Genomic DNA, 19,977 nt, shown 5'->3' with positions numbered 1-19,977 from the left:
CCGCCCGACCGGCAGCTCCGGAGGACGACCGCCGAACGGGGACCGTCAGACGGGCACGGCCGCCCGCTCGCGCAGCTCCCGCAGCACCGCGATGTCCATCGCGTGCCCGGTGCCGTCCCCGCCGTGCTTGCGGTCCGGGGTCTCCACCAGCAGCGGCACCCCGGCCGTCTCCGGATGCTCGAACAGCTCGCGGAAGGGCTCCGCGCCGATCATCCCGTCCCCGATGTTGGCGTGCCGGTCCTTGCGGGCGCCGACCACGTCCTCCGAGTCGTTGGCGTGGATCAGCCGCAGCCGGCCCGGTCCGGCTGCCGAGGCCAGGGCGTCCAGCGCGGCCGTCACCCCGCCGGGGGCGGCCAGGTCGTGCCCGGCGGCGAAGGCGTGGCAGGTGTCCAGACAGACGCCGACCTTGGGGTGCCCGTCCAGCGCCTCCACGTACTCGGCCAGCTGCTCCAGCCGCGAGCAGAGCGAGCTGCCCTGGCCGGCGGTCGGTTCCAGCAGCAGCCACGGCGCGTCGTCGCCGAGCGCGTCCAGCTCGTCCAGCAGCGGCCGGACGTCGGCGCGCACCTGCGCCATCGCCTCGGCCCGGCGCGAACCGCCGCCGGGCGCGGTGCCGACCGCCGAGCCGGTGTGCAGCACCACGCCGAGCGCGCCGATCGCGTGGCCGCGGTGCAGCGAGTGCCGCAGCGAGTCGGCCGAGCGCTCCCGGGTGGCCGGGTTGTCCGAGCCGAAGTTGATCAGGTACGGCGCGTGCACCCAGGCCGGGATGCCCTGCTCGGCGCAGGCCGTACGGAACTCCTCGTCCTGCGCCGGGTTGCCGGCGGGCGTGGCCCAGCCGCGCGGATTGGCCACGAACACCTGCACCGTCTCGGCGCCCACCCGGCTCGCGTACGCCAGGCCCGTACCGGCCAGGCCGCGGCCGGCCACCGGGACGTGGGCGCCGATCGGGTTGCGGCGGGCGGCGGGGGACGGTCCGGGCGTGGTGCTCATGACTCCGAGCATGTCACGGGCCCGGACGGCGACGGCGCGCGGGCCCGTCCGCACGCCGGTGACAGCCGCCGGGTACGCACGCCACGCCGGAGCGTCCCACCAGTGGCCGACGCCCCGTCAGTCCGGCAGCCCAGCCCTGGTGGCGGCGCTCGGGGGGCGACCGTACCGTCGACTCGGCCGCACTCACCGAACGTCACCACCCGCACACACCGGGTCGGACCGTCCCACCGCCCCTCCCACAGCCGAGCACCGCGCCCACCGCCACACCGCGCGCGCCGAAAGACAGGTCACCACTCATGCCCACGCGTCGGGTCCACCACCTCGCCGCGGCCACCGCCGCCGCCACCGCCCTGACCACCACCCTGACCACCGTCCTCACCACCCTGGCCGCCGCGCCCGCGGCCCACGCCGCCGACGGCACCCTCCACCTCGTCCACCCCGGCGAATCGATCCAGCGGGCCGTCGACGCCGCCGCCCCCGGCGACACGGTCCAGGTCCTCGCCGGCACCTACCGCGGCAGCGTCCGCATCACCACCCCCCGCCTCACCCTGCGCGGCGCCGGGCCGTCCACCGTGATCACCCCCGGCGACGGCACCGAGAACGCCTGCGCCACCGCCGGGCACGGCGTCTGCGTGGTCGGCACCGAGCAGGCCCCGCTGCCCGGGGTCACCGTCGACGCGCTCGCCGTCACCGGCTTCCGCAAGAACGGCATCGACGCCAGCGGCACCACCGGTCTGACCGTCCGCGCCACCTACGTCCACGACAACGCCCAGCAGGGCATCAGCCAGGAGATGTCCACCAAGGCCGCCATCGTGGCGAACCGCTCCGTCGACAACGGCCAGTCCGGCGTCTTCCTCGCCAACTACGCCTACCGCGAGGGCGGCGCGCCCGACACCGGGGGCACCGTCGTCGCGGGCAACGTGCTCACCGGGAACCGGGTCGGCGTCACCGTGCGCCGGCTGCGGGTGCTCACCGTGCAGGGCAACGAGATCAGCGGCAACTGCAGCGGCGTCTTCGTGGTCGGCGACGAGGGCGTGCCCCGCGCCGGGGACCTCGACGTCCGCAGGAACAAGGTGGTCGCCAACAACAAGTTCTGCCCGGCCAACCCGCGCCTCGGCGCCATCCAGGGCGCCGGCATCGTGCTCACCGGCACCGAGGACACCCGGGTGACCGACAACGAGGTCCGCGACAACGTCGGCGCCTCGGACTTCTCGGGCGGCATCGTCCTCTTCAAGAGCGTCGTCGGCATCCCCAACACCCGGGCGACCATCGCCGACAACCGGCTGAGCGGCAACGGCCCGGCCGACCTCGCCGACCGCGACACCGGCACCGACAACTCCTACGCCCGCAACACCTGCGCGGTCTCCCAGCCGTCCGGCCGTTGCTGACGCCCCCGTTGACGTCCCCGACCGACAAGGACCAGACCATGACCACCGCACCCGCCAACCCCACCCCCCAGGCCGCGATGCGCCTGCGCGAACTCGTCTTCGGCGCCGCCTGCGCCGCCGCCGTCCGCGCCGCCGCCCGGCTCGGGGTCGCCGACGTGCTCGGCGACACCCCGGCCACCGTCACCGACCTCGCCGCGCGGCTCGACACCGAACCCCGCCAGCTGCGCCGCCTGCTGCGCGCCCTCACCTGCTACGGGATCTTCGCCGAGACCGGCGACGACCGCTTCGAACACACCGAGATGTCCCGCCTGCTGCGCGAGGACGCCCCCAACTCCCTGCGCTACATCTCCCTCTGGTGCACCGAGCCGTGGACCTGGGAGGCCTGGCCGAAGCTGGACGAGGCGGTGCGCTCCGGGCGCAACGTCTTCCCCGAGCTGTTCGGCAAGGAGTTCTTCGACTACCTGCACAGCGAGGGCGGCGACTCGGCGAAGGTGTTCGACAAGGCGATGACCACCTCCAGCCGGCAGTCCGCCCAGGACTTCGCCGACTACCTGGACCTCACCGGCATCGACTCGGTGGCCGACATCGGCGGCGGCCAGGGCCACGTCCTCGCCAGCCTGCTGGACAAGCACCCGGCCCTCCACGGCACCCTGCTCGACCTGCCCAAGGTCGTCGCCGGCGCCGACCCCCGCCTGCGCGACGGCGGCGCCTTCTCGGCCCGCGCCCGCCTCGTCCCCGGCGACTGCCGGGTGGAGATCCCGGTGCGCGCCGACCTCTACATCATCAAGAACATCCTGGAGTGGGACGACGAGAGCACCCGCCGCACCCTCGCCAACGTGGTCGCGGTGGCCCGCCCCGGCGCCCGGGTCGTGGTGGTCGAGAACCTGGTCGACAACAGCCCCTCGATGCGCTTCACCACCGCGATGGACCTGATGCTGATGCTCAACGTGGGCGGCGCCAAGCACTCCGAGGAGAGCATGGTCCACCTCATGGAGGAGGCCGGCCTCGACGTCGCCGCCGTCCGCCCCGTCAACCCCTACCTCCACGCCTTCGAGGCCACCGTCCGGGCCTGACCCGCCCGCACACCGACGGCCGCTGCTCCCCGACTCCTCGGGGAGCAGCGGCCGTCGTGGTGCTCAGGCCTTGTGGGAGGACTCGAGGTGGGCGAAGACGACCACGTTGTCGAGGTAGTCCCGGCGCTTCTTGTCGTAGGTGCCGCCGCAGGTGATCAGCCGGAGCTGGGCGTCCGGGGTCTTGCCGTAGACCTTCTTGTCGGGGAAGGCGTTCTTGGCGAAGGTCTCCACCGCGTCGACGGTGAAGACGGCGACGGTGCCGTCGGCGCGGCTCACCTCGACCTTGTTGCCCGGCAGCAGCAGGCTCAGGAGGAGGAAGACCGCGGGGCCCTTGGTGGTGTCCACGTGCCCGGCGACCACCGAACTGCCGCGTTCGCCCGGGGTGACGCCGTCGCGGTACCAGCCGACCAGGTTCTTGTCGTCCGGCGGGGGCGCGTTGAGCTGTCCGGTCGGGTTGAGGGTGAGCTCGGTGAAGGGGGCGTCGACGGCGATCTGCGGGATCCGCAGCCGGGTGGGCTTGGACCGCTTGAGCGCCGGCGAGCCCGGTGCGGCGGGCGAGGCCGGGGCGTTGCCGGTGGCCGCCGCGGGGCCCGGGACGGCGGGGGCGGCGGCCGCCGGGGGAGCGGCCTGGCCGGCCGCCTGGTCCTCGGCGGGCCCGGTGTCCACCGAGTTGTAGATCAGCAGCAGGCCGACCGCTGCCGCGCCCATCCCGCCGCGCAGCAGCCTGGGCATTCCGGAGCCGGGACCGCCCGTCATTCCTGTCCTCCGCTCGAAGTCCTTCGTCAGGAGCCTGCGTCAGGAGCCTGTTCCGCAGCAGCCTGTGCAGCAGCAGCCCGCCGCCCCCGTGCGCCCCACCCCGGCCGGGGGAGGCGCCCAGAGGCGGCGGCGCGCGTCAGACGGCGGCGGCGCCGGTCGTGCGGCGGCCGCGGCGCAGCGCGTACGCGCCGGCCCCGAGGCCGCCGAGCAGCAGCACCGCGCCGGAGGCGAGGCCGCCGCCGGACAGCGCCAGGCCGCCGCCGCCGGTGTGCACGCCGCCGTGCGGGGTGTGCTCCTCCTCCTTGCCCCCGTAGCCCTTGTCGTCCGAGCCCTTGCTCTCGGAGCCCTTGTGCTCGCCGGAGCCCTTGCTCTCGGAGCCCTTGTGCTCGCCGGAGCCCTTGCTCTCGGAGCCCTTGTGCTCCTCGGAGGCGGAGCCGCCGGACTTCTTGTCGTCGTAGCCCTTCGAGCTGTCGGAGCCGCCCTTGTCGGGCTGCTTCTCCTGCCAGGTGAGGTTCTTGCCCTGGTCCGAGGAGGAGCCGTCGGCGAAGGCCATGGGGGTGCCGACGGTGAGGACGGCGGCGACGGCCGCTCCGGCGAGCAGCGTGCGTGCAGAACGCATGAGGATGATCCTTCCGGCGCGAGGGCCGCGACCGCCGGCACGGTGCCGGTCAGGGGACTCGCGAACAGTGGCGCCTGATCCACCGTCAACCACGGTGGGGCCGCCTGCCACCTGAGCGTGGCAGCGCCGGTGCGGAGAGTGCGCCCTTCGGGTGGTGTCCGGGGCGTGTTCACCCGGGTGCCCCGGCGATCCGGGTGATTCGGATCCGGTGCGGGGTGCTAGGGGTGCGGGTACGAAGGTGCGCATGGGCCCGCCCCCGGCGCAGGTGCCGGGGGCGGGCCCAGTTCGAACGGGGTCGGGCGGGACGGCGCTCAGCGGTCCCAGCGGTAGAACTCGCGGGCCATGGCGTCCTTCGGCTCGCGCCACGTGGCCGGGTCGTAGGCCTGGACGAAGGCGGTCAGGCGGTCGCTGACGGTCCGGAACTCCGGGTGGCCGAGGACCTTGGCGACGGCCGGGCCCGGCGGGCGGTCGGCCTCGATCAGGTGCAGGTAGACGTCGCCGAACTGGAAGAGGCTGCGTCCGGTGACGCCGATCAGGTGCGGCAGCTCGCCCCGGTCGGAGTCGGCGAAGACCTCGGCGATGTCCGGGGCCGCCTCCGGTTTCATCCGGGCGACGATCAGTGCGCGGTGGGTCCCGGTCACCGTTCGGCCGCCCGCTTCTCGACCTTCTCGCGGATCAGCTGCATCTGGATCCGGGAGTTCTTGTTGATGTGGTTGACCATGCCGTCGTCGTCCACCGGCGCGGTCGGCTTCATCGCGAAGTCCTGGATCCAGCGCATCCGGGTGCCGGCCGGGACCTCGGCGTACTCCCAGCGGATCTCCATGAACTCGAACGGCCCGGGTTCGACCCGGCGGGCCTCGACCGCGAGCGAGGAGCGGTCGGTGGTGCGCTCGGAGACCCAGCTCCACACCGTGCCGTTCTCGTCCGGGTGCATGGTGAGCCGGAACTGCACCCGGTCGCCGTCGCGTTCCAGCACCTCGACCGAGGCGTACTCGCTGAACAGCTCCGGCCAGTTCTCCAGGTCGTTGGTGATCTCCCAGACCAGGTCGACCGGGGCGTTGATGACGATCTCGTTGTCGGTGTGGCCGGGCATCTCAGGCACCCGCCTTCGCGGACAGGGAGGTGTTGACCAGCTCCAGGAACTCGGCCGGGGTCTTGGCGGACTCGGCTCCGGAGGTGACCTTGAGGCTGTGCCGGTTCTCCAACTCGCCGACGACGCCGAGCAGTCCGAGCGAGTCGACGCCGAAGTCGTCGAACTGCGCGCCCGGCTGCTCCAGGTCGCCCGGGGCGACGGTGACGCCGGCCCGGGCCTGGAGCAGGGCGGCGAGTTCGGGATAGCTGAGGGTGTTGCTCACGGGGGTTCCCTTCGAGGGCGGTCGATCAGGGGGCGATGGGTCAGGGGGGCGATGGGTCAGGGGGACAGGGGATCAGGGCCGCTCCCCGCGCCGGAGCACCAGCGCGGAGTTGGAGCCCATCAGCCCGCGGCTGAGCACCAGTGCGGTGCGCAGCTCGGCCGGGCGGGCACGGTCGGTCACCAGGGCGAGGTCGTGGCAGATCTCGGTGACGTTGGGGGTGGGCGGCAGCACGCCGTCCTCCATGGCCAGCACGGCGGCCGTCACGTCCAGCATCGGGGCGCCGCAGTAGGCCCGCCCGGTGCCGGACTTGGGCGCGGTGACCGGTACCCGCTCGGCGGCCGGGCCGAGCGCGTCGGCCAGCGCCAGGGCCTCGGCCCGGTCGGCGGCGGGGATGCCGAGCGCGTCGGCGAAGACCACGTCGACTTCCTCGGGGGCGATCCGGGCCTCGTCCAGCGCGATCCGGATCGCCGCGGCCAGCCCCTCCCGGGACTCCGCCCAGCGGGAGGCGCCGGTGAAGGTGGCGCCGTGCCCGGCCAGGTGGGCCCGGACGGCGGCGCCGCGCCGGCGGGCCGCCTGCTCGTCCTCCAGCAGCAGCATCGCGCCGCCCTCGGCGGGGGAGAAGCCGCAGGCCTGTGCGGTGAACGGCAGGTAGGCGGCGTCCGGCCGGTCGGCCAGGCTCAGTTCGGGGTAGCCGAGTTGGCAGACCATGGAGTACGGCGCCAGCGGGGCCTCGGCGGCGCCGACCACCACGGCGTCGGTGCCGCGCTCGACCGAGCGGGCCGCGTGTGCGACCGCGTCCAGGCCGCCGGCCTCGTCGCTGGCGACCACCCCGCACGGGCCCTTGTAGCCGCCGCGGATCGAGATCTGGCCGGTGCTGGCCGCGTAGAACCAGGCGATGGACTGGTACGGGCCGACGAACCGCGGCCCCTGGCCCCAGAGTTGCTGGAGTTCGCGCTGGCCGAACTCGCCGCCGCCGGAGCCGGCCGCGGTCACCACGCCGACCGCGAAGGGCCGTTCGGGGTCGGGCCGGAACCCCGCGTCGGCCACCGCCAGGTCGGCGGCGGCCATCGCGTAGTGGGTGAAGCGGTCGGTCTGTACGAGGTAGCGGCTGTCGATCACCGATTGCGGATCGAACTCCCGCACCTCGCCCGCGATTTTGAGCGGCAGCTCGGTGCAGCCCTCGCGGGATATCCGGTCGAGGACGCTCACGCCCTGCCTGGTGGCCTTCCAGAAGGCGTCGGCCCCGACACCGTTCGGCGCCACCACGCCGAGGCCGGTGACGACCGCCCGGCGGCCCTGCTGACGTGACGTCATGGAACTCACCCCGTTCTTTTGAGCACGACGGCGGACTGGAATCCGCCGAATCCGCTGCCGACCGAGAGGATGTGGCTCAGTGGCAGCTCGCGCGCGGTGCGCGGCACGTAGTCGAGGTCGCACTCCGGGTCCGGAGTCTCGTAGTTGGCGGTCGGCGGCACCACGCCGTGGGCCAGCGCCAGGGTGCAGGCGACCACCTCGATCGCGCCGATCGCGCCGAGCGAGTGCCCGACCATCGACTTGATCGAGCTCATCGGCGTCCCGTAGGCGTGGCCGCCCAGCGAGCGCTTGACCGCGGCGGTCTCGTGCCGGTCGTTCTGCTTGGTGCCCGAGCCGTGCGCGTTGACGTAGTCGACGTCGGTGCGGTCGACCTTGGCGTGGTCGAGCGCGTGGTCGATCGCCCGGGACATCTCCAGCCCCTCCTTGGTGAGGCCGGTCATGTGGTAGGCGTTGCCGAAGGTGGCGAAGCCTCCTACCTCGCCGTAGATCCGGGCGCCGCGGCGGCGGGCGTGCTCCAGCTCCTCCAGCACCAGGACGGCGCCGCCCTCGCCGAGGACGAAGCCGTCCCGGTGGGCGTCGAAGGGGCGGGAGGCGTGCTCCGGGTCGTCGTTGCGCTCGCTGGTGGCCTTGATGGCGTCGAAGCAGGCGACGGTGATCGGTGAGATCGGGGAGTCGGAGGCGCCGGCGACGCAGATGTCGGCGCGTCCCTCCTCGACCGCCTGGAAGCCGTAGCCGATCGCGTCCAGGCCGGAGGTGCAACCGGTGGAGACGGTCTGCACCGGGCCGTGCGCGCCGACCCGCTCGGCGACCGCGGAGGCCAGCGTGCTGGGCGCGAAGGCCCGGTGCAGCTGGGGCTCGGCGTGTCGGTGGTCCACGTCCCAGCGCGCGCCGGAGGCGCTGACCAGGGCGTAGTCGTGCTCCAGCCGGGTGGTGCCGCCGACGGCGGTGCCGAGCGAGACGGCGATCCGCCACGGGTCCTCGGCGGCCAGGTCCAGCCCGGCGTCGGCGACCGCCTCGGCGGCCGCGACCATCGCGAACTGCACGTAGCGGTCGGCCCGTTGGACCTCCTCGGGGCTGAGCCCGTGGGCCGCCGGGTCGAAGTCGCACTCGGCCGCGATCCGGGAGCGGAACCCGGTCGGGTCGAAGAGCGTGATGCCCCGGGTGGCGGTGCGGCCGGCCGTCAGGAGGTCCCAGAACGCCGGGATCCCGATCCCTCCGGGGGCGACCACACCGATCCCCGTGACGGCGACGCGCCGCGTCACGAGCCCACCTTGGCGTGTTCCGGCGGGCCGGAGGTGACGCCCTCCCCGGTGCCGGCGGTCTCCTCGGTGCTCACGTGGCCCAGGTCGGGGCGCGGGGCGAGCGGGCCGCAGTGGAAGACCATCCGGGCCTCGGTGTCGCCGACGTTGCGGAAGCGGTGGCGCATGTTGATCGGGATCATCAGGCCCTGGTCGGGCTTGAGCGGCCGGGTCTCCCCGTCCAGGTCCACCTCCAGGTCGCCGGAGACGACGAACACGAACTCCTCGGAGTACGGGTGGTAGTGCTCGTTGATCCGCTCGCCGGGCTTGAGGATGGCCAGCCCCATGAAGCCGCTGGTCGCCCCGCAGCTGGGAGGGGTGAGCATGGTGCGCAGTTCGGCGCCGTGGCGGCGGTTCTCCGGGGCCTCGTCGACGCTGATGATCCGGGGGTACTGCGTGGTCATGATGGCTTTCCTTCGGAAGGGTTGGCCGGACGTCAGTCGTTCCGGGAGCTGCGGTCGGTGACCGGGCTCATGGCGCGGGCGGCGAGGAACGCGTTCAGGCCCGCGACGGTCCGCAGGTCCCCGGCCGGGCCGAGGTCCAGCAGGCCGGCCAGCTCGGCGGCCTCCTGGTCGCCGGCCACGCCGAGCGCGGCGGCCGGCTCGGCCTCGGCCGGCACCCGCAGGTCGACCAGGCGCACCACGGTGTCCTCGCGCTGGAAGACGGTGGCCGCCGCGACCGGGCCGGTCGGGTCGGCGGTGGCGAGGTTGTCGTGGTCGAAGAGCAGCTCGGCGACGGCCGGCCCCCGGCCCGGACGGACCGGGTAGAGCACGGCGTGCCGGTGCAGCCGCCCGGAGGCGGCGGAGCTGGCGATCGCCTGGTGCCGGGCGGGCAGCGCGGCCTTGGCGAAGAACGCCCGGGCCGACTGCGGGTCGCCCAGCTGACGGGCCTCCTCCAGGTACGGGTTGAGCTCCTCCTCGACCGCCCGCACCTCGGGCTGCATCGCCACGTGGCGCAGCGCGTCGCCGAGGTTGCCGACCACCTCGACCGCCCGCACCACCCGGTTGCCGTGCATGAACAGCGAGGTGCGGCGCAGCCGGGTGTGCTCGTCCACCTCCGCCCGGGGGGAGGCGTAGCCGGACAGGATGCGGGCCACCTCCGCCTCGCTGCCGGGCTTGACCGTGAAGGTCAGCGCGTGGCGCACCACGCCGTCCGGGCCCGGGTCGGCCCGGGGCGGGCCGACGTGCCCGGCGGGCTCGCTGCGCGGCAGGCCGGGTGGGACCTCCATCGGGGCCCGGGTGCCGGTGGAGCCGGCCGCCGAGGTCTCGCGCAGCACGGCGTAGCGCAGCGAGCGGAAGTTGTCGCTGACGCAGCCGTGCATCGGCTTGACCATCTCGCGGTGGGCGGGGCTGTCCACCCACTGCAGGAAGGTCTCCTGGTCCTCCCACTCGCTGGTGATCAGCCACTGGCGGGGGTCGTTGATGGACTGGCACAGCTGGTCGCTGACATGGCCGGGCACCGAGGCGACCTGGTGGCGCAGCTGCTCGTAGACGTCGAGGAAACGCTGCTGGGCGCCGTCCTGGATCTCCAGCATCAGCACCACCCTCAGCCGGGTGTCGGACTCTTCGTGCTGCTTCGGCTGCGGTTCGGACAGAGTTGTCATGATCCACTTTCTGCTCTTGGCCGCACGCGGCGGGCCGTGACGGCCGCGTCCGGCGGGTGCTCCCGGCCGGGGGGAGGGCGGTGCGGTGGCGGTCGGCCCGGGGCAGCGGCGCCAGGCCTGAGGTCGATCGTGAGCGGCCGACCGGGCGCGGCGCGAGATTTGCGGGCCATCCGGGCGAAGGGGCGGCACAGCCCCCCTCGGGCGGGGGATGGAAGAGCGGGGCCCCCGGCTGAGCGGGCCCGTCGCGGGCGGCGCCGGGCCCGGTCGCCGGGCCGCGGAATCCCCTTACAGGGCGGAGCAATTGATGAATCCGAAGGTGGACGAGCGGGTGCCGGTCCTGATCGTGGGCGGCTCCCTGGTCGGGCTGTCGGCCTCGCTGTTCCTCGGGCGGCTGGGTGTCCGGCACCTGCTGGTCGAGAAGCACGCCGACACCTCGCATCACCCGCGCGGACGAGGCAACAACGTCCGCACGATGGAGCTGTACCGGGTGGCCGGGATCGAGCCGGCGATCCGCGAGGCGGCCTCGGTGCTGGCCCCGAGCCACGGCATCCTCCAGGCGCCCTCGCTGACCGGCGAGGAGCAGGAGTGGCTGTTCCGGGAGATCGACCCGGGCGGGCGGCTGGCCCGGTTCAGCCCCAGCTCCTGGTGCCTGTGCAGCCAGAACGACCTGGAGCCGGTGCTGCTGCGCGCGTCCCGCGACCTCGGCGGCGACCTGCGGTTCAGCACCGAGCTGCTCTCCTTCGAGCAGGACGCCGACGGCGTCACCTCGGTGCTGCGCAGCCGGGAGACCGGCGAGGAGCGGGTGGTGCGCTCCGAGTTCCTGATCGCCGCGGACGGCCCGCGCAGCCCGGTCCGCACCCGCCTCGGCATCGGCCAGACCGGCAAGGGCGAGCTGTTCCACAACGTCAGCATCACCTTCCGCGCCAAGCGGCTGGCCGACGTGGTCGGCGACCGGCACTTCATCGCCTGCTACCTGACCAACCCGGAGGCGGACGGCGCGCTGCTGCCGGTGGACAACCAGTCCGAGTGGGTCTTCCACGCGCCCTGGCACCCCGAGCACGGCGAGCCGCTGGAGGCCTTCACCGACGAGCGCTGCGAGCGGCACATCCGCACCGCCGTCGGCCTGCCCGAGCTGGACGTCGAGGTGACCGGCAAGGCGCCCTGGCACGCCGCCGAGCGGGTCGCCGAGCGGTACGGCGCCGGGCGGGTCTTCCTCGCCGGGGACTCCGCCCACGAGATGTCGCCGACCGGCGCGTTCGGCTCCAACACCGGCATCCAGGACGCCCACAACCTGGCCTGGAAACTGGCCGCAGTGCTCTGCGGCTGGGCCGGGCCCGGCCTGCTGGAGACGTACGGGCAGGAGCGCCGGCCGGTCGCCGAGGTGACCGGCGAGCGGGCCTCGGCCCGCTCCGCGGAGCACAGCCACCCGGGCTACGCGGTGGTCCCGGGCGTCGGGCGGCAGGCCGGGGTGCTGGCGGTGGCGCTGGGCTACCGCTACCCGCGGGGCGCGGTGGTCGGCACCGACCCGAGTGGCGCGGTCGTTCCGGAGAAGTTCGAGTCGGCGGGCGAGCCGGGCACCCGCGCCCCGCACCAGTGGCTGCTGTGCGCGGGCGTGCGGCTGTCCACGCTGGACCTGTACGAGCAGGCGATGGTGCTGCTCACCGACGAGGAGGGCGCGGCCTGGCAGCAGGGCGCCCGGCGGGCGGCCGACCGGCTGGCCGTCCCGCTGGACGCCTACCGGATCGGCGACGGCGCCGAGGCCGACCTGGCCCCGGAGCCGGACGGCGACTTCGGCGCCCTGCACGGCGTGGGCCCGGGCGGTGCGCTGCTGGTGCGGCCGGACGGGTTCGTCGCCTGGCGCTCGCCGGGGCCGGCGGCCGACCCGGAGGCCGAGGTCGAGGCCGCGCTGCGGGCGGTGCTGGGCCTCTGACGCGCGCGGACGGGCCCGCCGGTCGTCACCGGCGGGCCCGTCCTGGTCAGGTTTCAGATGTCAGATGTCAGGTGTCGGGGGTCTGCGGGGGTGCTCAGGGGGTCAGTGACCGCCTGCGTCGACCACCTCGACGTCGGCCACCTCCCGCTCGATCTCCTCGGCGGGCAGCGCGACCCGGATCGCCCAGTAGTAGATGACCAGCGCGAACACCGAGACCAGCGCCATGTCGTACCACATCGGGATCCGGCCGGTGCCGTCGCCGAAGCCGCCCTGCCAGGAGATCAGGCCGAGGCCGACCAGGTAGACCGGCAGCCACTGGGCCGCCTTCCAGTTGAGCCGCGGCGCGTTCGGCAGGCGCTTCTTGATCGCGTACCACGCGTAGCTGCCGAGCAGGCCGTAGCCGATCACGATGGCGATGCCCAGGCGGGACAGCGTCTGCCAGCCGGCCCAGTAGATGATCAGGCTGGCGACCACGAAGGCGGCCGGGGAGATCACGCCGCCCAGCGGCAGGCGGTAGGAGCGCTCACGGTCGGGCAGCCGGCGGCGCAGGGCGCCGAAGGCCAGCGGGGCGCCGGCGTACATCAGCACGCTGGCGGAGGTGATGAAGCCGACCAGCTCCTGCCAGCTGGGGAAGGGCAGGAAGCAGATCACACCGGTCACGAAGGAGATGATCAGGCCGAACCACGGCACGCCGTTCTTGTCCAGCTGCTCGAACTTCTGCGGGGCGTAGCCGTTGCGGCTCAGGCCGTAGGAGATCCGGGAGGTGGAGGTGGTGTAGATCAGGCCGGTGCCGCCGGGGGAGATCACCGCGTCGACCTTCAGCACGTACGACAGCCAGCCGAGGCCGACCAGGGTGGCCAGACCGGCGAAGGGGCCGTCGATGCCGGGGAAGTCGAGCTTCGCCCAGCCGCCGGCGAAGGCGCTGACCGGCAGCGCGCCGATGAAGACGACCTGCAGCAGGGTGTAGATCAGGGTGCCGATGGCGACCGAGCCGAGCACCGCGCGGGGGATGTCGCGCTTGGGGTTGCGGCTCTCGCCGGCGATCTGGATGGCCTGCTCGAAGCCCAGCAGCGCGAAGATGATGCCGCTGGTGCTGATCGCGGCGAGCACGCCCTTGGCGCCGAACGGGGCGAAGCCGTGCGAGGTGAAGTTGGAGCCGTGGAAGCTGGTGATCGCCAGCAGGAAGATCGTGAGCAGAGGAACGAAGATCTTCAGCCAGGTGGCGACGCTGTTGGTCCGGGCGAGGATCTTCACGCCGAGGAAATTGACCGCGACGAAAACGGCCATCAGCACGGTCGCGACGACGAACCCGCTGGTGGTCAGGGTTTTGTCGGTGTTCAGCAGGCCGCCGGCCCAGGGCGAGTCCTTGGCGTAATTGATCATGGCCTCGACCTCGATCGGTGCCACGGTGGCCGCTTGGAGCCAGGAGAACCAGCCGAAGGACATGCCGGCCAGGCCGCCGAAGGCGTAGTGCGGGTAGCGCGCGGTGCCGCCCGAGACCGGGAAGAGTCCGCCGAGCTCGGCGTGCACGAGCGCGAGCAGCACGATCGCGACGGCGCCGATGCCCCAGGAGATGACGGCCGCCGGCCCGGCGGCGGTGACGGCGCTCTTCGCACCGAAGAGCCAGCCGGAGCCGATGATCGAGCCGACCGAGGCCCACATGAGGCCGACGAGTCCGACGTGGCGCTTGAGCGACCGGTGGGCGGTCCCGGCGGTGCCGGAGCTCTGGCCGGGCGGCGAGATCTGGTTGAGGGAAGCCATTGATGATCTCTCTGTGTGTGGGGGCTCCGGGATGGGCGGAGCGCGGAGAGTTGCCACACAGTAGGGCTATTCAGAGACCTCTGCACAGATTCCATTGCTGAATGTTTACTTTCTTTGCCAGATATCCGTGCAGGTAGGGGGCCGTCTGTTCATGAGCGTGTTACGTGACTCGCGAGTAGGTTCACTATTTGAGCGTCAATTGAGCTTTGCCGTCCGGTCCGGCAATATGGATCGCCCGCTCGTTTATGGGGATGATGTGAACCGCATGGCCATGCTGCCGGGCCGCGGCGTAGTCTGGCTGGATGCGTTTCGTGATCCTTCCGCCGCCGGTCCGCTAGCGGGCGGCGTGCCGATCCGACCCGGCCGAGCGGGAGAGCCCGTCGGCGCCGGGGCGATGACTGCCGCCCGCGTACCCCGCGGACCTGAACCGGCGAGCCATCGTGGAGTACCGACGCATGACCTCCTACGCCGCCGTGCCGTTCCGGCACGGCCTGTTGTCCATTTCCGCCGCCGCCGTCGCCTGGGGGGTGGGCGGAGCCGCGGCCGCGCTGCTGATGCGCACCAGCGGGCTCGGCCCGGTGGCCGTCTCCTGCTGGCGCTTCGGCGTCGCGGCGCTCTGCCTGGCGCTGCTGCCCGCGCGGGCCTCCGGCCGCTCCGGCGCGTCCGGGGCCTCCGGGGCTTCCGGTACGTCCGGGGCCTTCGGCGGCCGGCGCGGTGCCGCCGTGCTGACCGGCCTCGGACTGGCCGTCAGCCAGTGCGCCTACTTCGCCTCCGTGCACTACGCGGGCCTGGGGTTGGGCACCCTGATCACCATCGGCGCCGGGCCGGTGCTCACCAGCCTCGGCGGGCACCTGCTGCTCGACGAACGCCTCACCGGGCGGGCGGCCGCCGCCGTCGCGCTCGCCCTCGGCGGGCTGGTCCTCCTGGTGGCGGTCCCGGCCGCCGGGCCGCGCCCGGCGCTCGGGGTGGGCCTCGCGGTGCTCGCGGGCGTCGGCCACAGCGGGCTGACCCTGTGGGCCCGGGGCGGCGGTTCGGCCCGGGCCGGCACCGGGGCCTTCGCCACCGGGCTGCTCTGCCTGCTGCCGTTCGCGGCGCTCCAGGGCGTGCTGCCGAGCGCCGGGCAGCCGGCGCTGACCGGGGGAGCGCTGCTGTTCCTCGGGACGGTGCCGACGCTGCTCGCCTACCGGTGGTACTTCACCGGGCTGACGGCCGTACCGGGCACCACCGCCTCCGTGCTGGTGCTGCTGGAGCCGGCCACGGCGGCGGTGATCGGCGTGCTGTTCCTCGGTGAGCCGTTCACGGCGGGCCTGGTGGCCGGTTCGGCGCTGCTGCTGGCCGCGATCGCGGCCCTGGCCCGCGCGTAGCGGGGCGGTACGGCGCGGCGGGGTGCACCCGGGCGGGCCAGCTGTGGTCGCCGGGGGCACGCCGCCGTGCTGTCGTGGGCCGCATGAAGACCTCACGCGCGGCCCGGGTGGCCGTCACGACCGCGATCGCCGTGCTCCTCGCCGCCGCCGTCGCGGCCCCCACCGCCTCGGCGGCGGGGGCCGCGCGGCGCGACGTCACCGCCGCCACCTGCCGGGCCGCGGGCGGCCACGTCGAGGGCAGCGGCTACTGCGTGGACGCGAGCGGCGAGGACGCCTGGGGCGCGGAGATCGACGGCCAGGCGGTCAATCCGAACCCGCGCCCCGGGTTCGAGTGAGGCGGGCCCGCCGTACTCGGCTCAGGGCTCGGCGCAGGACCCGCCCCGGGATCCGGCTCAGGGCACCGGCCGGAGCGTCACCGGGGCCGGGGTGAGCGCGCGCAGCACCAGGTCGATCCGCACCCTGGCGGCGCCCGCCCGGTGGAGGGCGGCGGCGACCGCCCGCAGCTCCTCCGGGCCGGTGCAGACGAGGCGGAGCTCCAGGTCGGCGTCCCCGGCGAGGGCGAGGCCGCTCCGGACGGCCGGGAACTCCGCCGCCAGCCGGTCGAAGTCCAGCGGGACGGGCCCGTGGCTGATCCGGGCGATGGCGTGCAGCGCCCGGGTGCGCTCGGGGCGTCCCGGAGCGGGTTCGCACCCGTCCGGGACGAGGCGGAGCGGGGCCGTCACCGGTGCTGGAGGCGGGCGGTCGGGGCCGGGGCGGGGGTCGGGGCCGCGCCGGGGGTGACGCCGACGGCGGCCGGGGCGGTGACGGGCGGGGCGACCAGTCCCGGGTCGAGCACCAGGGTGTCGACGCCGAGCGGCCTGGTCAGGTTGCGCAGGGCGGCTTCGCCGAGCTCGGTGTAGGCCTGGTCCGGCCCGAGCAGGGCGGCGAGGGCCTCGGGGCTGGAGAAGCCGACCGCGCAGCGGACCCCGTTGCGCATGCGGAAGAGGCGGAGGGCGGCGGTGCTTCCGGTGCCGGTGGTGGTGACCGGAACGTGCCAGACGACGCAGGCCATGCGGATGCTCCCGAGTGGGGTGGTGGTGGCTGCCGGAACTGCTTGGCTCGACGCTAGGCCGGGTCCTGCCGGACATCGCCGGTCCTGACGCAGCGTTGACCGAATGGGGTGGTGCGTTGACGCACTCCTGACACCCGGCTCACCCGATTGGACTACACCAGTTCCGCATCGGCCCGAACTCGGCTCGAACGGTGTCGTACAACCGTCCCAACCCCGCCCGTCCGGTACGGCCCGGGAGTGCTCCGCTTGCCGTGCGCCGCGCCCAGGACCACGGTGGAGCCGGCCCCCGGTGCGCCCCGCGGCGCGCTCCTCGCGGGCCTCCGGATCCGACCGGCGCGCACTCCGGGGCGGGGGGAGGTGGAGAGTGGGGCCCGGGACGAGATATCTTGACGTCAAGACGTTGGAGACGTGAAGCGGAGTACCGATGACTGACTCGACCATCATCTATACGCACACCGACGAGGCTCCGGCCCTGGCGACCTACTCGTTCCTGCCGGTGGTCCAGGCGTACGCCTCGACGGCGGGCGTCCGGGTGGAGACCCGTGACATCTCCCTGGCCGGGCGGATCATCGCCAGCTTCCCGGAGCGTCTGACCGAGGCCCAGCGGATCGGCGACGCCCTGGCCGAGCTCGGTGAGCTCGCCAAGACCCCGAGCGCCAACATCATCAAGCTGCCGAACGTCTCGGCCTCCGTGCCGCAGCTGAAGGCCGCCGTCGCCGAGCTGCAGGCCCAGGGCTACGCCCTGCCGGACTACCCGGACAACCCGCAGACCGACGAGGACAAGGACGTCCGCGCCCGCTACGACAAGATCAAGGGCAGCGCCGTCAACCCGGTCCTGCGCGAGGGCAACTCGGACCGCCGCGCCCCGCAGTCGGTCAAGAACTACGCCAAGACCCACCCGCACCGCATGGGCGCCTGGACCGCCGAGTCCAAGACCAACGTCGCCACCATGAGCGAGAACGACTTCGCGAGCACCGAGAAGTCCACCGTGATCGCGGCCGACGGCGCCCTGCGCATTGAGCTGGTCGGCCAGGACGGCACCACCACCGTGCTGCGCGAGAAGGTCCCGGTGCTGGCCGGCGAGGTCGTCGACGCCTCGGTGATGCGCGCCGCCGCCCTGAACGAGTTCCTGGCCGCGCAGGTCGCCCGCGCCAAGGCCGAGGGCGTGCTGTTCTCGGTGCACCTCAAGGCCACCATGATGAAGGTCTCCGACCCGATCATCTTCGGCCACGTGGTCCGCGCCTTCTTCCCGAAGACCTTCGCCGCCTACGGCGAGGTGCTGGCCGGCGCCGGCCTGAACCCGAACAACGGCCTCGGCGGCATCCTGGCCGGCCTGGACGCGCTGGAGAACGGCGCCGAGATCAAGGCCTCCTTCGAGGCCGAGCTGGCCGAGGGCCCGGCGCTGGCCATGGTCGACTCCGACAAGGGCATCACCAACCTGCACGTGCCGTCCGACGTCATCGTCGACGCCTCGATGCCGGCCATGATCCGCACCTCCGGCCACATGTGGGGCCCGGACGGCCAGGAGGCCGACACCCTCGCCGTCCTGCCGGACCACAGCTACGCGGGCGTGTACCAGGCCGTCATCGACGACTGCCGCGCCAACGGCGCCCTGGACCCGGCCACCATCGGCTCGGTGCCGAACGTCGGCCTGATGGCCCAGGCGGCCGAGGAGTACGGCTCCCACGACAAGACCTTCGAGATCGCGGCCGCCGGCACCGTCCGCCTGGTCGACGCCGAGGGCAACGTGGTGCTGGAGCAGGCCGTCCAGCCCGGCGACATCTTCCGCGCCTGCCAGACCAAGGACCTGCCGATCCAGGACTGGGTCAAGCTGGCCGTCACCCGCGCCCGCGCCACCGGCGACCCGGCCGTGTTCTGGCTGGACGCCGAGCGCGCCCACGACGCCGTGCTGATCGAGAAGGTCAAGGCGTACCTGCCGCAGCACGACACCACCGGCCTGCAGATCGAGATCAAGTCTCCGGTCGAGGCCACCAAGTTCTCGCTCGAGCGCATCCGCCGCGGCGAGAACACCATCTCGGTCACCGGCAACGTGCTGCGCGACTACCTGACCGACCTCTTCCCGATCCTGGAGCTGGGCACCAGCGCCAAGATGCTGTCGGTCGTCCCGCTGATGGCGGGCGGCGGCCTGTTCGAGACCGGCGCCGGCGGCTCCGCCCCGAAGCACGTCCAGCAGCTGGTCAAGGAGAACTACCTGCGCTGGGACAGCCTGGGCGAGTTCTTCGCGCTGGCCGCCAGCTTCGAGCACCTGGCCACCACCACGGACAACGCCCGCGCCCAGGTGCTGGCCGACACCCTGGACCGCGCCACCGGCACCTTCCTCAACGAGGACAAGTCGCCGAGCCGCCGCCTCGGTGGCATCGACAACCGCGGCAGCCACTTCTACCTGGCCATGTACTGGGCCCAGGAGCTGGCCAAGCAGACCGCCGACGCCGAGCTGGCCCAGGCCTTCGACGCGCTGGCCAAGGCGCTGACCGAGCAGGAGAAGGCCATCGTGGACGAGCTGATCGCCGTCCAGGGCTCGGCCGTCGACCTCGGTGGCTACTACCAGCCCGACCCGGCCAAGGCCGCGGCCGTGATGCGCCCGTCGAAGACCTTCAACGAGGCGATCGCCAACCTCGGCTGACGCCGGGCGGGTTGAGCCGGGCGGGTTGAGCCGGCCGAAGCACCGGGAGGCCCCCGGGTCCGCTGTCGCGGGCCCGGGGGCCTCCTCGCGTGTCAGGCCGCCGCGGGGGCCGTCCGGGCCTCCGGGCCGGGTGGCCGGATCCCACGGTCCGGTCAGGCCAGGCCGAGCACCACTCCCGTCCCGGTCAGCAGCAGGAGGGCGGCGCCGTTGGCCCGCGGCAGCGCGAGCGCCGTGCCGACCGCCTCGCGCAGCAGCTGGTACGGGCCGTGGGCGAGCGGCCCCTCCGCGCCGAGCGTCCGGGCGGGGGCGCCGGCCCGGTGGGCGGCCAGGGCGGAGCGGACGGTGTGGAAGCCGCTGGTGACGACGACGCAGCGGTAGCCGGGGCGCTCGGCGGCCATCAGCTCGGCGCTGAACCGCAGGTTCTCGGCGGTGTTCACGGCCCGCTCCTCGCGCCGGATCCGCTCGGCCGGGACGCCCCGGGCGAGCAGGTAGCGGGCCATCGCACCGGCTTCGGTGCACTCCTCGTGCGGGCCCTTGCCGCCGGTCACCAGCAGCAGCGGCGCGTGCCCGGCGGCCTCCTCGGCGGCGAAACGTTCCAGCGCGGCGTCCAACCGGGCCGCCAGGGTCGGCGCGGGCTCGCAGCCGTCCAGCGCGGCTCCCAGGACCACCAGGTAGTCGGCCCCGGCGGGCACCGGCCGACGGCGCTGGAACAGCGCGCAGCCGAGGAAGCCGAGCAGCCAGAGCAGGACGTACCCGCCGAGCAGGACGGCGAGGAGGAACAGGGCGTGCATACCCGTCGAACGCCTCCGGTGGAACGACCGTTCCGCGACATGA

At 73.6% G+C, this 19,977-nt stretch carries 20 protein-coding genes; 6 read left to right on the top strand and 14 right to left on the bottom strand.

Annotated features, from left to right (window positions below):
- Positions 1-45: 45 nt before the first annotated feature.
- On the bottom strand, positions 46-987 hold the full coding sequence (locus ABTY61_RS16340) for a deoxyribonuclease IV (RefSeq protein ID WP_350505646.1): 942 nt from the start codon (positions 985-987) through the stop codon (positions 46-48).
- Positions 988-1,283: 296 nt separating this feature from the next.
- On the opposite strand from ABTY61_RS16340, the gene ABTY61_RS16335 reads away from it, so the two are divergent.
- Both ABTY61_RS16335 and ABTY61_RS16330 read left to right on the top strand, forming a co-directional pair.
- A complete protein-coding gene (locus tag ABTY61_RS16335) occupies positions 1,284-2,375 on the top strand; it encodes a right-handed parallel beta-helix repeat-containing protein (protein ID WP_350505645.1) in 1,092 nt (363 codons plus the stop codon).
- Between the two features lie 38 nt (positions 2,376-2,413).
- Complete coding sequence (locus tag ABTY61_RS16330) at positions 2,414-3,448, top strand: methyltransferase (RefSeq protein WP_350505644.1); 1,035 nt, start codon at positions 2,414-2,416, stop codon at positions 3,446-3,448.
- A 63-nt stretch (positions 3,449-3,511) separates the two neighbouring features.
- Here the strand turns inward: ABTY61_RS16330 and ABTY61_RS16325 are convergent, their stop codons facing one another.
- The 9 genes from ABTY61_RS16325 to ABTY61_RS16285 all read right to left on the bottom strand — a co-directional run bounded on the left by ABTY61_RS16325 (position 3,512) and on the right by ABTY61_RS16285 (position 10,393).
- Entirely contained in the window at positions 3,512-4,204 is a 693-nt protein-coding gene (locus tag ABTY61_RS16325) for a class F sortase (protein ID WP_350505643.1), read from the bottom strand.
- Positions 4,205-4,340: 136 nt separating this feature from the next.
- Positions 4,341-4,823, bottom strand: coding sequence for a hypothetical protein (locus ABTY61_RS16320; protein WP_350505642.1), 483 nt, complete (start codon positions 4,821-4,823; stop codon positions 4,341-4,343).
- Positions 4,824-5,134: 311 nt separating this feature from the next.
- Complete coding sequence (locus ABTY61_RS16315) at positions 5,135-5,428, bottom strand: TcmI family type II polyketide cyclase (protein WP_030287701.1); 294 nt, start codon at positions 5,426-5,428, stop codon at positions 5,135-5,137.
- Between the two features lie 32 nt (positions 5,429-5,460).
- Complete coding sequence (locus tag ABTY61_RS16310) at positions 5,461-5,916, bottom strand: SRPBCC family protein (RefSeq protein ID WP_350505641.1); 456 nt, start codon at positions 5,914-5,916, stop codon at positions 5,461-5,463.
- A gap of 1 nt (position 5,917) precedes the next feature.
- Entirely contained in the window at positions 5,918-6,178 is a 261-nt protein-coding gene (locus ABTY61_RS16305) for an acyl carrier protein (RefSeq protein WP_350505640.1), read from the bottom strand.
- A 72-nt stretch (positions 6,179-6,250) separates the two neighbouring features.
- Positions 6,251-7,492, bottom strand: coding sequence for a beta-ketoacyl synthase N-terminal-like domain-containing protein (locus tag ABTY61_RS16300; RefSeq protein ID WP_350505639.1), 1,242 nt, complete (start codon positions 7,490-7,492; stop codon positions 6,251-6,253).
- Positions 7,493-7,497: 5 nt separating this feature from the next.
- Positions 7,498-8,754 carry a beta-ketoacyl-[acyl-carrier-protein] synthase family protein gene (locus tag ABTY61_RS16295; RefSeq protein ID WP_350505638.1) on the bottom strand — a complete coding sequence of 419 codons (1,257 nt, stop codon included), beginning with the start codon at positions 8,752-8,754 and terminating at the stop codon, positions 7,498-7,500.
- On the bottom strand, positions 8,751-9,194 hold the full coding sequence (locus tag ABTY61_RS16290; RefSeq protein WP_350505637.1) for a cupin domain-containing protein: 444 nt from the start codon (positions 9,192-9,194) through the stop codon (positions 8,751-8,753). Before ABTY61_RS16290 ends, ABTY61_RS16295 begins: the two co-directional genes overlap by 4 nt.
- A 32-nt stretch (positions 9,195-9,226) precedes the next feature.
- Positions 9,227-10,393: a SchA/CurD-like domain-containing protein gene (locus ABTY61_RS16285; protein ID WP_350505636.1), complete on the bottom strand. Its 1,167-nt coding sequence runs from the start codon at positions 10,391-10,393 to the stop codon at positions 9,227-9,229.
- Positions 10,394-10,601: 208 nt separating this feature from the next.
- Between ABTY61_RS16285 and ABTY61_RS16280 the strand changes: the two genes are divergently transcribed.
- Complete coding sequence (locus ABTY61_RS16280) at positions 10,602-12,323, top strand: FAD-dependent oxidoreductase (protein WP_502895329.1); 1,722 nt, start codon at positions 10,602-10,604, stop codon at positions 12,321-12,323.
- A 102-nt stretch (positions 12,324-12,425) separates the two neighbouring features.
- Here the strand turns inward: ABTY61_RS16280 and ABTY61_RS16275 are convergent, their stop codons facing one another.
- On the bottom strand, positions 12,426-14,084 hold the full coding sequence (locus ABTY61_RS16275; RefSeq protein ID WP_350505634.1) for an APC family permease: 1,659 nt from the start codon (positions 14,082-14,084) through the stop codon (positions 12,426-12,428).
- A 455-nt stretch (positions 14,085-14,539) separates the two neighbouring features.
- Between ABTY61_RS16275 and ABTY61_RS16270 the strand changes: the two genes are divergently transcribed.
- Positions 14,540-15,448, top strand: a complete 909-nt coding sequence (locus ABTY61_RS16270; RefSeq protein WP_350505633.1) for an EamA family transporter — start codon at positions 14,540-14,542, stop codon at positions 15,446-15,448.
- Between the two features lie 83 nt (positions 15,449-15,531).
- A complete protein-coding gene (locus tag ABTY61_RS16265; RefSeq protein ID WP_350505632.1) occupies positions 15,532-15,783 on the top strand; it encodes a hypothetical protein in 252 nt (83 codons plus the stop codon).
- 57 nt (positions 15,784-15,840) lie between these two features.
- Here the strand turns inward: ABTY61_RS16265 and ABTY61_RS16260 are convergent, their stop codons facing one another.
- Positions 15,841-16,170, bottom strand: coding sequence for a hypothetical protein (locus ABTY61_RS16260; protein ID WP_350505631.1), 330 nt, complete (start codon positions 16,168-16,170; stop codon positions 15,841-15,843).
- Positions 16,167-16,499 (bottom strand): SAV_915 family protein, encoded by a 333-nt coding sequence (locus tag ABTY61_RS16255; protein WP_350505630.1) that lies wholly within the window; start codon positions 16,497-16,499, stop codon positions 16,167-16,169. The genes ABTY61_RS16260 and ABTY61_RS16255 overlap by 4 nt, the downstream gene beginning before the upstream one ends.
- A 424-nt stretch (positions 16,500-16,923) precedes the next feature.
- Between ABTY61_RS16255 and ABTY61_RS16250 the strand changes: the two genes are divergently transcribed.
- The gene (locus tag ABTY61_RS16250; protein WP_350505629.1) at positions 16,924-19,143 is read left to right on the top strand and encodes an NADP-dependent isocitrate dehydrogenase; all 2,220 of its coding nucleotides are present in this window, start codon (positions 16,924-16,926) and stop codon (positions 19,141-19,143) included.
- Positions 19,144-19,295: 152 nt separating this feature from the next.
- On the opposite strand, the gene ABTY61_RS16245 is transcribed toward ABTY61_RS16250, so the two are convergent.
- The gene (locus ABTY61_RS16245; protein ID WP_350505628.1) at positions 19,296-19,934 is read right to left on the bottom strand and encodes a YdcF family protein; all 639 of its coding nucleotides are present in this window, start codon (positions 19,932-19,934) and stop codon (positions 19,296-19,298) included.
- Between the last annotated feature and the right edge of the window lie 43 nt (positions 19,935-19,977).

The sequence above is a fragment of the Kitasatospora sp. NPDC096128 genome (genome assembly GCF_040303105.1).
GTDB lineage: Bacteria > Actinomycetota > Actinomycetes > Streptomycetales > Streptomycetaceae > Kitasatospora.
Note: the sequence above shows the minus strand (reverse complement) of the source record. Positions and strands in the feature narration are given on the sequence as shown.